The 11,746-nt window shown below is 65.2% G+C and carries 21 protein-coding genes; 5 read left to right on the forward strand and 16 right to left on the reverse strand.

Features of this window, described 5'->3' with window-relative positions:
- The first annotated feature begins 259 nt into the window (after positions 1-259).
- Both L995_RS08050 and L995_RS08055 read left to right on the forward strand, forming a co-directional pair.
- On the forward strand, positions 260-1,225 hold the full coding sequence (locus L995_RS08050; RefSeq protein ID WP_231574383.1) for a tyrosine-type recombinase/integrase: 966 nt from the start codon (positions 260-262) through the stop codon (positions 1,223-1,225).
- A gap of 64 nt (positions 1,226-1,289) precedes the next feature.
- Positions 1,290-1,580 (forward strand): helix-turn-helix domain-containing protein, encoded by a 291-nt coding sequence (locus L995_RS08055; protein WP_016454070.1) that lies wholly within the window; start codon positions 1,290-1,292, stop codon positions 1,578-1,580.
- A 13-nt stretch (positions 1,581-1,593) separates the two neighbouring features.
- On the opposite strand, the gene L995_RS31900 is transcribed toward L995_RS08055, so the two are convergent.
- The 12 genes from L995_RS31900 to L995_RS08105 all read right to left on the reverse strand — a co-directional run bounded on the left by L995_RS31900 (position 1,594) and on the right by L995_RS08105 (position 8,503).
- Positions 1,594-1,848 carry a helix-turn-helix transcriptional regulator gene (locus L995_RS31900; RefSeq protein ID WP_231574384.1) on the reverse strand — a complete coding sequence of 85 codons (255 nt, stop codon included), beginning with the start codon at positions 1,846-1,848 and terminating at the stop codon, positions 1,594-1,596.
- A complete protein-coding gene (locus tag L995_RS08060) occupies positions 1,845-2,306 on the reverse strand; it encodes a hypothetical protein (RefSeq protein ID WP_047470823.1) in 462 nt (153 codons plus the stop codon). The genes L995_RS31900 and L995_RS08060 overlap by 4 nt, the downstream gene beginning before the upstream one ends.
- A complete protein-coding gene (locus L995_RS08065) occupies positions 2,303-4,096 on the reverse strand; it encodes a DNA cytosine methyltransferase (RefSeq protein WP_047470827.1) in 1,794 nt (597 codons plus the stop codon). Before L995_RS08065 ends, L995_RS08060 begins: the two co-directional genes overlap by 4 nt.
- Positions 4,093-4,374 carry a hypothetical protein gene (locus tag L995_RS08070; protein ID WP_156136013.1) on the reverse strand — a complete coding sequence of 94 codons (282 nt, stop codon included), beginning with the start codon at positions 4,372-4,374 and terminating at the stop codon, positions 4,093-4,095. The genes L995_RS08065 and L995_RS08070 overlap by 4 nt, the downstream gene beginning before the upstream one ends.
- Positions 4,375-4,376: 2 nt before the next feature.
- Positions 4,377-4,583, reverse strand: coding sequence for a hypothetical protein (locus L995_RS08075; protein ID WP_047470831.1), 207 nt, complete (start codon positions 4,581-4,583; stop codon positions 4,377-4,379).
- 32 nt (positions 4,584-4,615) lie between these two features.
- Positions 4,616-4,843, reverse strand: a complete 228-nt coding sequence (locus tag L995_RS08080; protein WP_046985592.1) for a hypothetical protein — start codon at positions 4,841-4,843, stop codon at positions 4,616-4,618.
- A 21-nt stretch (positions 4,844-4,864) separates the two neighbouring features.
- A complete protein-coding gene (locus tag L995_RS08085; protein WP_047470833.1) occupies positions 4,865-6,787 on the reverse strand; it encodes a replication endonuclease in 1,923 nt (640 codons plus the stop codon).
- A gap of 2 nt (positions 6,788-6,789) precedes the next feature.
- Positions 6,790-7,203 carry a hypothetical protein gene (locus L995_RS08090; protein WP_052195771.1) on the reverse strand — a complete coding sequence of 138 codons (414 nt, stop codon included), beginning with the start codon at positions 7,201-7,203 and terminating at the stop codon, positions 6,790-6,792.
- Positions 7,200-7,358: a hypothetical protein gene (locus tag L995_RS33740; protein ID WP_191625463.1), complete on the reverse strand. Its 159-nt coding sequence runs from the start codon at positions 7,356-7,358 to the stop codon at positions 7,200-7,202. The genes L995_RS08090 and L995_RS33740 overlap by 4 nt, the downstream gene beginning before the upstream one ends.
- A 101-nt stretch (positions 7,359-7,459) precedes the next feature.
- On the reverse strand, positions 7,460-7,870 hold the full coding sequence (locus tag L995_RS08095) for an ogr/Delta-like zinc finger family protein (protein ID WP_052195772.1): 411 nt from the start codon (positions 7,868-7,870) through the stop codon (positions 7,460-7,462).
- Between the two features lie 14 nt (positions 7,871-7,884).
- Positions 7,885-8,187 (reverse strand): hypothetical protein, encoded by a 303-nt coding sequence (locus L995_RS08100; protein WP_046986207.1) that lies wholly within the window; start codon positions 8,185-8,187, stop codon positions 7,885-7,887.
- 109 nt (positions 8,188-8,296) lie between these two features.
- The gene (locus L995_RS08105; protein ID WP_047470836.1) at positions 8,297-8,503 is read right to left on the reverse strand and encodes a hypothetical protein; all 207 of its coding nucleotides are present in this window, start codon (positions 8,501-8,503) and stop codon (positions 8,297-8,299) included.
- A 98-nt stretch (positions 8,504-8,601) separates the two neighbouring features.
- Between L995_RS08105 and L995_RS08110 the strand changes: the two genes are divergently transcribed.
- From L995_RS08110 to L995_RS08120, 3 genes are all read left to right on the forward strand, one after another.
- Positions 8,602-8,829 (forward strand): hypothetical protein, encoded by a 228-nt coding sequence (locus L995_RS08110; protein WP_047470837.1) that lies wholly within the window; start codon positions 8,602-8,604, stop codon positions 8,827-8,829.
- Positions 8,830-9,043: 214 nt separating this feature from the next.
- The gene (locus L995_RS08115; protein ID WP_047470839.1) at positions 9,044-9,718 is read left to right on the forward strand and encodes an XRE family transcriptional regulator; all 675 of its coding nucleotides are present in this window, start codon (positions 9,044-9,046) and stop codon (positions 9,716-9,718) included.
- A complete protein-coding gene (locus tag L995_RS08120) occupies positions 9,715-10,380 on the forward strand; it encodes a hypothetical protein (RefSeq protein WP_151019146.1) in 666 nt (221 codons plus the stop codon). Before L995_RS08115 ends, L995_RS08120 begins: the two co-directional genes overlap by 4 nt.
- Before the next feature lie 88 nt (positions 10,381-10,468).
- Here the strand turns inward: L995_RS08120 and L995_RS08125 are convergent, their stop codons facing one another.
- The 4 genes from L995_RS08125 to L995_RS08140 all read right to left on the reverse strand — a co-directional run bounded on the left by L995_RS08125 (position 10,469) and on the right by L995_RS08140 (position 11,608).
- Positions 10,469-10,699, reverse strand: coding sequence for a hypothetical protein (locus L995_RS08125; RefSeq protein ID WP_047470844.1), 231 nt, complete (start codon positions 10,697-10,699; stop codon positions 10,469-10,471).
- Positions 10,696-10,998 carry a hypothetical protein gene (locus L995_RS08130; RefSeq protein ID WP_047470846.1) on the reverse strand — a complete coding sequence of 101 codons (303 nt, stop codon included), beginning with the start codon at positions 10,996-10,998 and terminating at the stop codon, positions 10,696-10,698. Before L995_RS08130 ends, L995_RS08125 begins: the two co-directional genes overlap by 4 nt.
- A 63-nt stretch (positions 10,999-11,061) precedes the next feature.
- Positions 11,062-11,355, reverse strand: a complete 294-nt coding sequence (locus L995_RS08135) for a BrnA antitoxin family protein (protein WP_047470848.1) — start codon at positions 11,353-11,355, stop codon at positions 11,062-11,064.
- Positions 11,342-11,608: a BrnT family toxin gene (locus L995_RS08140; protein WP_047470858.1), complete on the reverse strand. Its 267-nt coding sequence runs from the start codon at positions 11,606-11,608 to the stop codon at positions 11,342-11,344. Before L995_RS08140 ends, L995_RS08135 begins: the two co-directional genes overlap by 14 nt.
- Positions 11,609-11,746 lie beyond the last annotated feature (138 nt).

Genomic DNA, 11,746 nt, shown 5'->3' on the forward strand with positions numbered 1-11,746 from the left:
CCCCCCGCGCACCACAATAAAAACCCGGTGTAATCCACCGAAACCCCCTCAAGCCCGTTTTCTCCTATGAAAACGGGCTTTTTTCTTGGTTCGACGCCTCCGCGCGTGCCGGCCGAAGCTGGCAGGATCTGGCGCAAAATCACATTCCAATCCCGCACAGTTCCCGCATGCGATCCCGCATGACCTGGCGCGGGTCATGGGGGCGTGGGTGGCGTATTTCCGAAAACTCAAAACGGGGTGGCGCGCAGAGGTTGAGCGAATGGGCGTGCGGCGCACAGCAGTGCGGCCGACAAAGGCCGAGGCTCAGGCATGGGCTGTTGCCGAAGAGGCTGCGATTTTGGCCGGCGCACGGGGCGAGTTTCCCCGGCGCACCCTGGCCGAGGCCGTAGAGCGATATCGGTGCGAGGTCACGGACAAGAAGCCGCCATTGACGGCGCGGGCCGACAACCTGCGTTTCGATGCTTGGCTGCGCGAATTCCCCGAGCTGGCGTCCAAAGTCTTTCATGAGGTCACGGGCGACGATTTGGCGCGCTGGCGTGATGCCAGGCTGAAACAGGTGTCCGGATCCAGCGTGCTGCGTGAAGCACAGCAGTTCCGGCCTATCTGGTCGCTGGCTATCAAGCAGTGGAAATGGGCGGGCAAAAGCCCGTGGCCAGAAATCAAGCTCCCCGGGAAGGCCCACGCCCGGCGGCGCACGGGGCAGTGGTCTGAAATCCGACTGATGCTGCGATCTGCAATGGTTTCCCCGCGCGTGGCTCCCGTGGCCCCCATGCAGCAGGCTGCGTGGGCCATGCTGGTGGCCCTGCATACCGGCATGCGAAGCGGCGAAATCCTGCGCATGTCACGCAGCAACGTGGATCTCCGGCGCAAGGTCTACGAGCTGCCGCACCACAAGACGGAGGCCATCGTGGGCGCGCGGCGCGTGCCACTGACAAGCCGCGCCGTGCGTTTGCTGCGCGTGCTGGAGGCTTCAGCCGAGGCTGCTGGGCGTGACGCCTATTGGACCATCAGCGATGCGAGCCGCGACACGCTCTACCGCAAGCTGCGCGATCGGGTGATGGTTGAGGGCCTGCGCTTCCATGACCTGCGCGCCACGGCCCTGACATGGCTAAGCAAGCGCGTGGACGTGATGACGCTGGCCCGCATCAGCGGCCATGTGGATATCAATGAGCTGTTCAATACCTACTACCGGGAATCGGCCGAGGACATCGCCGCACGGCTTTAGGCCATTTGATAACCCATCGGTTATTTTTTGCTTTTATCACCTATGGGTGATTTTGGAGCACGCCATGGACTACTTGTTGCAGTTGCCGCACCAATTGGCCCCACAACTCAAGTCATTGCGCAAGGCGGCCGGCATGAGCCAGGCCCGACTGGCTCACCTGCTTGGAATCTCCCAGGCCCGCGTGGCGGTGATAGAGCGCGATCCGCTGGCTGTCAGCGTTGGCCAGCTGGCGGAAATTTTGCGGCTGCTGGATGTTCAGTTGGTGCTGCGTGCCAATGATGTGCCGGGCTCTGGGCGCGAAGCCTTGGAGCTGCCGCCCGGCTGGCAGCGGCGCAAGCCACAAGGGCGCTGGTAGGCCCATGCAACGCTCAATGGCGCCCCTCTGCCCATGCTTTCACGTCAGCCACTCGCCAATAACGAATGCGGCGGCTGGCGTTGATGAAGGGCTTGGGAAAATCCGGGCGCTTTGTCAGGCGCGCGGTGACGTGCTCGCGGCTCAGGCCGAGGTATTCGGCAATTCCTTGAGTGTCCATGCGGGGTGCGGTGCTCAGATGCGGGTTCATTTCGTTGGTTCCTTTGGGTGGTTTTTGGGACTGGTTTTTTTGGGGCTTGTTCGCACTCATGGGCTTACTTCTGGTGGCGCCGGCTCGATGGCATCGGCCCGGATGGTGCCGGCCAGGATGCACGCTGCCAGCTGGTGCGCGCCGTCGAACACTTGGGCTGCGATATCGCCGTTTTCGACCAGCAAATCGGCGGACAGGTCAGCAGCCGTTGCGAGCTGCGCGGCCCATGCCGAGTCCCAGCGGTCGCCGTCGCAGGCCATCTGCACCACGATGGCAAGGGAGTGGTGCAGGCCGTGGGCGTTGCGCTTTTCAGCTGGCAGGCGGGCCGACACTTCGGCGCCGATGCCCACCAGCTTGGCCAGGTAGGCCAACAGCTCCCGCTGTTTGCTGCCGTGGTTGGCCACCAGCATGGCCACTGACTTTTCGCGCAGCTCGCGGGCCATGGCGCGCATGGCGTGGCCACGCCAGATGGGCGCACCGTGTGGGTTGTAGTGCTTGCGCTTGATGTGCTTTTTCATGCCGTGGTCCCCATGGCCAGTCCCAGGGCAATCGGCCGCACCCATACCGGCTGCGCTGAGAGGATGAACGTTTCGCCGCTCAACGCGAGCAGCAGCGTTTCGCCCATGACGTGGGCGATGGCTTCGCCGGCCTCGCTGGGCACGGCATTGCCGATGCGCTCGCGCTTGGCCTGGTCGCTGGTGCCGTCCAGTTCCAGCAGCTCGTCGGGTTCGACCAGGCTCTGCAGGTGCGCCAGCTCCAAGGTGGTGAAAGGGCGGTGCCATGTGCCGTCCTCGGAGACGATGCGGCATACGAGCTTGTCAGCAGCTGCCGGCATGCGCGGATCTGCCACGCTCCAGCGGCCGTTGTCGTGGCATGCCGCGCCGCTGACGGCGCCGGCCTGGCTGTCCCACGGCACCACGCCGTAGTGGCCGCCCGTGGTGTACGCGGTGCGCTCGGCGTCCATGCCACTGCGCGGGTCGGCCACGGCAAACGCGCCCTGGCCGGTGGTGCTGCCGCTGATGACGGTGCCGGCGTGCGTGCCGTAGGGCGTCACGGCGTACTTGCCAAAGCACGGGCCATCGCGGCGCGGATCTGCCACGGCCTGGCCGGTGCCGTGGGCACTGGTCACGGCCATGGCGGCACGGTCCCAGCGCACCACGCGGTATTCGTTTGAGTGCTTGGCGGGGCCGTGGTGGCGCGGGTCGGCCACGCTGTACGCGCCCTGGCCAGGGCCTTGCTGGCCGGCCACGGTGCCCATGCTGGCATCCCAGCGACGCACGCCGTAGGCCTGGCCATCGGACCACAGGGCCGACTGCTCGAATCGTGGATCTGCAACGGCGAAATTGCCGCAGCTCGGCCGGCCCTTGCCGGTCACGGTGGAGCTGTGCCGCGTCCAGTCCTGCACGCCCAGCATGCCGGCGTGCATCTCGGGCACGATCAGATAGTCCCGCAGCGTGCCGTCCTCGATGGCCAGCCGGTTGAGGCTGCGCCAGTCGCTGCCGGCCTGCACAAAGGCCAGGCGCACCCACGTTTTCCACTGCAGGCTGGGCACGCGGTGCATGGGGCCGGCGCGCAGGTCGCCGGGCAGGAGCATGCGGCCCAGCACGTCGCCCACGGCGCGCAGCGGCTTGCTGCGGGGCTGGTACAGGAACGATGGCACTTTTTCTGCGTGGCGGGCCACCAGCAGGAAGCGGCGACGGCTCTGCGCCAAGCCGCCAATTTCGCCGCAGTCGTGCGTCGTCTCGGCCACGGCATAGCCGTAGGCGCGCAGCAAGGCCACGATCTGGTCCAGCAGGTGCCGGCCGCGCGTGGCGATGCGCGGCACGTTCTCGAAAATCACAAGCTCTGGCGGGTCATCGCGCCAGGCCTCCAGCATCAGCCACACGCCGCGCAGCGTCAGGCGGTTGAGGGCTTGGTACTTGTCGGTTTTGCTCTTGCCCTCGGACAGCAGGCCACTGAATCCCTTGCAGGGAGCGGACAGAAACACGATGTTCGGGCGTTCGCCGCCAGCTGCGCGCTGGATATCCGCGGCTGTGGCTTCGCGCCAATCCGCTGGCGGTTCGGCGCCGTGGAAGGTGCGGTATTGCTCGCGGTCGAACAGGTCCAACACGGTGCCGGGCACGCCGGCCAGGCGGCCGAAGTCCCGGATGCTGGCCGGGTCCACGTCGATGCCGCCCAGGCAGCGGAATTTCGCCTGCAGGTTGCCCACACGGGGGCTGGCGCGGTTGAAGCCACGCGCGCCGCCGCCCAGGCCGCAAAACAGATGGAAGTGGCGGATTTCCACGGGGGTGGTGGTTTGCATGGTCATGCTCCCTTGGTTTCCGCCGCAGGTGCGGCAGGGGCTGCAGGCGCTTCTTGAGCGCGCGCGTTCAACGTGAATGCGCCCTGGTTGCTTTCCAGATCGCGCAACACAACGAGCGCTGAATGCAGCTCCTGCTCGCGGTTGCGCATGTCGCGCACGGGTTGCGAATCCCATTCACGAACCGATATCTGGTCCAGGTCTTTGGACACCTTGTCGAGTGCTGTCTCGATGCTTGCTGCGGCCTGGGCCGCAGTCATTTCAGATAGGTAACGTCGCTCAGCCATGCTCAGGCCTCCAGGCGTTCGACGCGCAGAACGGGCAGGCCGCTGGCTGCGCCTGCGCTGACGGTTGCATGCGATGCGCTGGCGGCCTTGAGCTGCAGCACGGGCAGCAGGTTGTCGTCTGCCAGCTGCTCCACCTCATCAGGGTGGATATCTGCGGGGATGAGGATTGCGCGGTAGCTGTGCGCGGTGGTGATGGTGTGCAGGCTCATGGTGGTGGTCCTTTGTGGTGGTGGTTGTGGCGTCAGCCGACCAGGCGCAGCTGGGCGGGGTTGTTTTCGGTGGCCACGGCGCGTGGCTTGCGCTGGCGGCGGGGCTTTACGGCGGCCAAGCGCTCGCGCTCGGCGGCGAACACCTTGGCCAGGTGGTCAGGCGCCATGTGCTCGCTGTGCACGTAGTCGCCATTGATGGCGCGGGCCCAGCAGTGCACGCGGGGCTCGGTGCGGCGGGCGGCGAGGGTGATTTCGGGCATGGGTTGGCCTCCTTTGCGGGATCAGCGGGAAAAAACGGGGGAAGGGGTGGCGGTGGCGGGCCGGTAGAGCACCGAATCGGGGCTGCTGGGACTGCTCCAGTCCTCCGCCTCGTGCCGGCCGCGCCCGAAAAGGGCTCGCAGCGTCTCGCCGCGCAGGCGGGCCGTACAGTTATTGAAACCAGTCCAAGGGCGCGCCAGCGGCGCGCGGTCAGCGCCCATCGCAAGCGCTTTGCCGCTATCGGCATCCGTGCACGTTGCGGGGTCGAAAGTCTCGGTTTCCTTGGCCACGCTGCGCCATGAAATGCGGCGCGACACCAGCCAGCGGCCGGCGCGGGTTTCCAGGCCCACCACGCGGCCCTGGCCTGGGGCAATCTCTTCGCCGTACTGATTCACGGCGCCGGCCGGCACGGGGCGGCGGGCAATGCTCAGGTGCCAGCGGCCACGGCCCACGCAGTGGCCGCCCATGGCTTCCATGTAGCGGCGCCAGTCGGCCTTTATGTCGTCGCTGTGCTTGTGGCAAGCGCCCCAGGCCTTCCAGGTGGCGCGGTCGCCATCCAGGCGCATGGTTTCAATCTGGTCTTTGCCCACGCGGCGCAGCTCGCGCCACACGCACACGCTGGGCATGCCAATGGCTTGGAACTGGCGAATGCCCCAGCACGCGGCCCAGGCGTCTACGCGGCGATGGCCGGGCATATCGCCCTGCTCCACGTCCCACAGCTGGCCTTGCACCACATCGAGGTGGTCAGCCAGGGCCGCATGGCCCACGCTCTTGGCGATGTACTTGGCCACATAGCCGGCCGCGCCGCCCGTGGTCATGCGCTTGACGTTGATTCGATTCTTGGCCGCGCCGCGCTCGTCGCCATCGTCGGCCAGCCACTTGTCGCGGATGACCTGCTCAATGCGCTGGGCTGCGGCCTCATGCTCGGCCCAGACCAGGGCGTGCCAGTGGGGCGTGGCGTCGTGGTGGGGCTCGGCCACGCGGATGCCGTACATCCGCACGCCGTCGCGGTCCAGCTGCGAGCGCACGCGCTGCCATTTGTTGCGCAGCCACAGCTGCGCATCGCGCGGGGTGCTCACGCCGTCATAGCGGGGATTGGGGCGGGGCCGGCCGCCGCTGCCCAGCGTCACGGCATGGAAGCGGCTGGGCGCGGTCAGCGTCAGGAACAGGCCCACATGATTGCGGGCGTCTGCATATTCCTCGGCGCCACGGATGCGCGTCATCAGCTCGCCGCCGCGAATCACCGGGTTGGACGGGGACAGGGCCGCCAGCTCGGCCAGGGTGAAGACCTGCCCGGCCTCGTTTTTGAACAGCGAGCGCTCCAGCGCCTTGGCGTTGCGCTCCACCTGCGCCGTGCGGCGGCGCACTGTGGCATTGCTGGCATAGCCGCCCGCAAAGCGGTTGACCACGCCCAGCTTGACGGCGCCGGCCTCCACCGTGCGCGTCACATGCTTGCGCAGCAGGCGCCGCCACCAGGCCGAATCCATGGCACGCCGAATGGCGGGCTCACCCACCAGCGGCGCGGACTCCTGCACGCCCATCATGCGCAGCATCAGCCGCACCAGGTCCACGCGCGCCGGCAGGTCCATGGCCTGGGCCTGGGCGCCCGAATCCAGCTCGGCCACCTCTTCGGCCAGGCGCTTTGCCATGGCGCATATCTCGTAGTCGCTCAGATTCCACTCGGCCGCATTGCCGTGGCGCGCTGCAAAGTCGTCAATGGCCACCAGCGCGTCGAAGCACGCCGCCCACTCGGGCAGATCGCCCGCGCCCAGCTTGCCCAGGCCCATGGCGCGGATGGGCTGCAGCCACTGCGGCGGCAATGCCTTCTCCAGCGCCTGCATGGCGGCTTGCACCATGTGCGGGCGGGGCTTGTGGCGCTCCCATTCCTGCTGCGACGCAGTGCGCAGGCGGCGGCCGGTGGGCTTGGCGTTGAGCAGCGCGGACATGGCTAGTTCCGCAGGGTGAGCGAGCGCAGCCCGGCCATCTCATCAGCCAGATAGCGAATCTGCGCCTTGATCGCGGCGCGCTCGGGCGGTGGCAGCTCGCGCCATTCGCGGCGGGCCAGCTCTTCCATTTCGCCCTCGATGCCCGCCAGCAGCACAACAGTCATGCGCGTGCTGATGTGCAGGCTGGTCCACTCGCGCGCCTCGGCATCGCTCCAGCGGCCATTGCTGGCACGGCGCACGGCGTCGTCCTTGAGCATGCGCAGGCGGGCACGGCATTCGTCCGGGCTCAGTCCCGCGAACTCGGGCGCCACGGGCGGCGGCGGCAGGCGGCGCAGGGCCGGCGCCATCGCGGGCGGCTGGCTGTGCAGTGCCACAAGGCGCTGGAACTCGGGCGCGGACAGGTCTGCCAGATTCATCGGGCACCCCCGTTCAAGCGCACAGCGGTCAGGAACCAGGGCAGTCCGTACAGGCGCAGCACGGCGGCCTCGGCGTCGGCGCGAGTAGCAGCGCCAAGCACCAGGCGGCGGCGCACAAATTGGGCATCTACGTGGGTGATTGCATAGCTGCTCATGGCGTTCTTTCAGAATTCAGGCGTGAGAAGGGCCGCAGCTCCCGGAAATCGGGCTCTGTCAGCAGGGGGAGGAAGAGGTGCGGCGCTATGCGCCTATGGCGTCAATCGGGCTCTAGCGGCGGCCCGGCGAACAGATCGCCCGTGGTGGGCAGGGTGTAGCGGGGCTGATGCTCGGACTCGTCGGCGTTGTCCAGCACAACGCGCATCACATCGCGGCGCACATGGCTGGACAGGGGCAGTTGCACGCTTGGGTCTGGCGTGGCGCTAGGGCTCAGCGTGCGCACTATCTCGGTCATTGCGACGAAGGTGTGGCCGCATTCGGGGTTGGTGCACGCGTAGGTCAGCTCGCGCATCAGGCGTGACATGAGCCAACTGGTTCGGATCGTGCATTGCGCGCTGCAATGGGGGCAGGCCATGCGCGTGCCCTCGCTGCGCACCTTGCGCCCGCTCTTTCGGCCCTCTTGGGCCTGCGCCGCGAGCATGGCGCCCTGATTGATCGCTGCCGCTTGCATGCTGCGCCCCCTGTTCATTCGCCGCGGATGCGCCCGCATTCGCCGCCGCCAGCCCTGGCGCAGTGGCAGTACATGCCGACCTCGCCCAGCGTGCCGATGGCGTCCAGATACTTGCGGCTGACCAGCACGTAGCCAGCTGCGCTGACCACGGCATCGATCTTGCCAATGGGCACGCCCTGCTGGCCGGACAGGAAGCGGCTGACGGCCGGGCTATCCCAGCCTGCCGCCTCCTGCACTTCGCTGCCTTGCTGGCTCAGGGCGTGGCGCAGCACGCGCTCGATGGTGCCTGTGCCGTGCGATATGCGGTTGATGTTCATTTTTTGGTGCTCTGGTCAGGATGGGAAGGCCGCGCCGCGCCGCGCAATGCCGCACAACACGAATTGCGTGTGCTTGTTCGGCTTGGTGGGCAACATGCAGGACATGGATTCAAGAACTTGCTGCAACGCGCGCCAGATCGGCCTTGTAGGCCTCCAGACCGCGCAAGTACATCAGCCGCTGAAAGCTGGCAAAGGAACGACATTCCTGCTCGGCAAATCGCTTGCCCTCTTCGACCTGCGCTTTTGGCAGGCGCGTGTAGCTGATGACATCGGCCTTTTCGGCCTTGGTGCTGATGGGTTGGGCTGCGGGGTTCATGTACGATCCATAGCGTTTGTTAAGAGGTTGGGTCTGGCAGTTGTGCGGTTCTCGTCGTGGTGGTCGCTGTCTGCCTGCTTTCGGTGGTTGAGGGTCGAATGAAGAAACCAGAAATTGGGCAAGTGCTCGCCACGGCAAGCGGCCAGCAGTTCCGCGTAGTCAACGTGACTTCCACAGCTGACCCCGATGATCCAGAGACGGCTGGAGACTTTGCCGTGCTGATGGACGAAGTGAGGGGCCTTCATTCCTTGGCAGACAGCGGGGAACTCGATCTTCTGGACTTCGAGTTCGAGGCGTGGTGCGAGGCGAATGGCGTCCGCTACTGAGAACACCAGGGGCTGCAGTCTGCTGCTCCATGCCATGCCCTTGCCGGTGGGGGATAGGCATAGCCGGAAAGCGGGACCGTCGCCCGGAAGAAGTTCAAGAGCGACATGCAGCGCAACCCCAGGAAGGTTCTGGCCGTGTTGTGTTGGCGAGGTCATGACTAGATTTGTTAATGGTTGTTTTGATTGTGCACGTTTTTTCGTGCATTGAAAAGCTATGCAAGAAAAAAATGACATTTCACATCGTCTGAAGGAAGAGCGTGCACGAATTGGCATGCGTCAAGAAGAGTTTGCGGCCCTCGCTGGTGTTGGTCGCAACACCGTCGGTCAGTGGGAGAAGGGCATCAACTATCCGAACGCGGCAGTACTCCAGAGCGCGGCCGATGCTGGCTTTGATATCGGGTACATCATCACTGGCAAGCGCAACAAGCTGTCCGGCCCGGCGCCTGTTCCCTCCGATGACTCTGACGCTGTTCTTATCCCGCTGATTGCTGCAGTTGGCAGCATGGGACCAGGCAATGATCTCCACACCGATGACGTGATCCTTGGCAACGTGCCCGTATCCCGCCACTGGGTGGCGCTAAACCTCCCACGCTCTCGCCCAGAGGCTCTCCGTCTTGTGCACGCATACGGCGATTCGATGGCGGATACCCTGAATTCCGGCGATTTCGCTCTTGTTGACACCGACTACACCGTGCCGGATGTGGATGGTGTCTATGTTCTCAGCGCCAATCAGCAACTGTTCATCAAACGGGTTACGCGGCGCATGGATGGCCAGCTTGAGGTGAGCAGCGACAACCCTAAAGTGCGAACGGTGGACGTGCTCAATGGCACTTACCAAGTGCAGATATGCGGACGTGTTGTCTATGGCTGGAACGGGAGGCGGTTTTGAAGGTGGTACAACGCACTGGTCGCAAGGTCGGCACAGGTGACACCTTTCAGAAGTGGAAGGCTTTGGTGGGTTCCCTGGTTTTCACGGTATGCCTTGGGCTGACCGCTTGCAGCGACGATGCGCCGACAACGGCAGGTAGGAGCGAATGCCCGCCGCTTTCCGGCGTGCCTCTCAATGAGCGTGGCCCGATGCCCGATGTGCGGGACCATGAGGCATTCCGTTGCGAGTCGATTGACCGGGATGCACAGGCCAAGAAAGAGCGTCAGGCGCGCGAAGACCGATTCGCGGCCGAAGCTGCCCGGATCTCTGAAAGCACAGGTGGCAGCCCCGAGGCTGCTTTGGATGCCTTGCCCGTGCATCGAGGCGGCACCCTGCGAAAGCTACTGCTTTCGCATGGCCTGGAGATTGTTCACGTAGGTGCCCAGGAAGCAAAACCAGCCGTGATGCCTGGCACGATGCCGGGCGACGTGCTGATGACGCTGGAGCTTGTCGGCAAGGCCAAAGGACTGGCGTGTGGCCTCAATAAATACGTTGGCTCGCCTTCGGAAGCAAGCGGCGCATTCCTTGCTGAGGTTCTGTATCGGGATGGCGCACAGGTGCTGGATGATCGCACCGACCCGCTGATGTATTGGGCCGCTACGGGTAAGTGCGCGCCGGGCTGAATCACTCCTGCCGCGAGGCAGCGCCCAGCGCCAGATGGTCGCCAGCTGCCCATGAAAAAGCCCGCTGCAGGCGGGCTTTTTTTGTGGGTCAATCGGCTTGCGCAGCCTGCAAGGCGGCCAGCACCTTGCGCTGGTCCAAGGCGCTGGCCGCGCCGGCCCTGAGCATGACCAACTGGCTGGTGTGAAGGTTGCGCGCCAGCGCGCCAATTTCATGGCCGCGCTGCACGGTGCCCAGCATTTGCCAGCCCGGCAGCTCCACCCACTGGTAGAGGCGCCACGGGCCTGCGACGTCTACCGCCAGCTTTGCCCGCTGGCTCATGCCCGGCTGTACCAACCCAAACGGACAACCTCGGCCACCTCGATGGGCGCACCTTCCATCTCTGGTGTCTGCAGCTCGATGAAGTGGCCGTAATCGTTGCTGTAGCTGGAGCCCTTGGCGGTGCCCAGCAGCTGCCAGTCGCCATACATGCTTTCCTGATGCACCAGGCCCTGGGCGCCCGCCACGGGGACGGCCTCAAGGGCGCGAGGGGCGGCGGCAGTGTTGGTCGCGGCGTACTGCACGCCATGCATGCCCGGCTCGGTCTGTTCTGCGACCCAGATATAGGAAATTGCGGTCATTGTGGTTCTCTCTTGCCCCTCATTGCCGGGAGGCGCCGGGCGGGCTAAATGCCCTGTAGGTAATCAGGCGGCCAGCTTGCCCTTTTTCACGGCGTCGCGCAGCAAGCTGTTGACACGCGATTGCCAGCCTGTGCCCGTGGCCTTGATGGCCTCCAGCACATCGGCGTCCACGCGCATGGTCATGGGCATTTTTGGCTGCTCCAGCGGGGGGCGCCCACGCCGGGCCAGCGGTTGCATTTCGGCGAGCATGTCGCCCGTGATTTCCAGGGTGTCCGGGTCTTGTTCGATGCCCCGGGCAATGGCGGCATCTTCGGCTGCCGTGGGCTGGATCAGCCCCACTTTCTTAGATTGCGTCATAAGCCTTGACCTCTCTGGAGTTTGCCTTGCGGAGACTGACGATTCGCATGGTCTGCCCGCGCTGCACGAACACCACAACGTACAGCCGTTGCCCGATGACGGCGAAGCCGATTTCGCGGACTTCGCCGTAGTCACGGCGCGAATCTGGCATGCACAGGACATTGCTCCATTCGATGTGACCCGCCATCTCCAGCGAAACGCCGTGCTTGTCGATGTTGGCCTGGTTCTTGGCGGGGTCGAATTCGATGTCCATGGGAATTATTGTACATACGATAATTCCCGGGTCAAGGCTTTTTTGTATGTACGTTAATTCTTGCGGCACCAGCACCAGCACCAGCACCAGCACCAGCACCAGCACCAGCACCCGAGCCAGGGCCAGGACCAGGGCCAG

The sequence above is a fragment of the Delftia sp. ZNC0008 genome (genome assembly GCF_000799035.1).
Lineage (GTDB): Bacteria > Pseudomonadota > Gammaproteobacteria > Burkholderiales > Burkholderiaceae_C > Comamonas > Comamonas tsuruhatensis.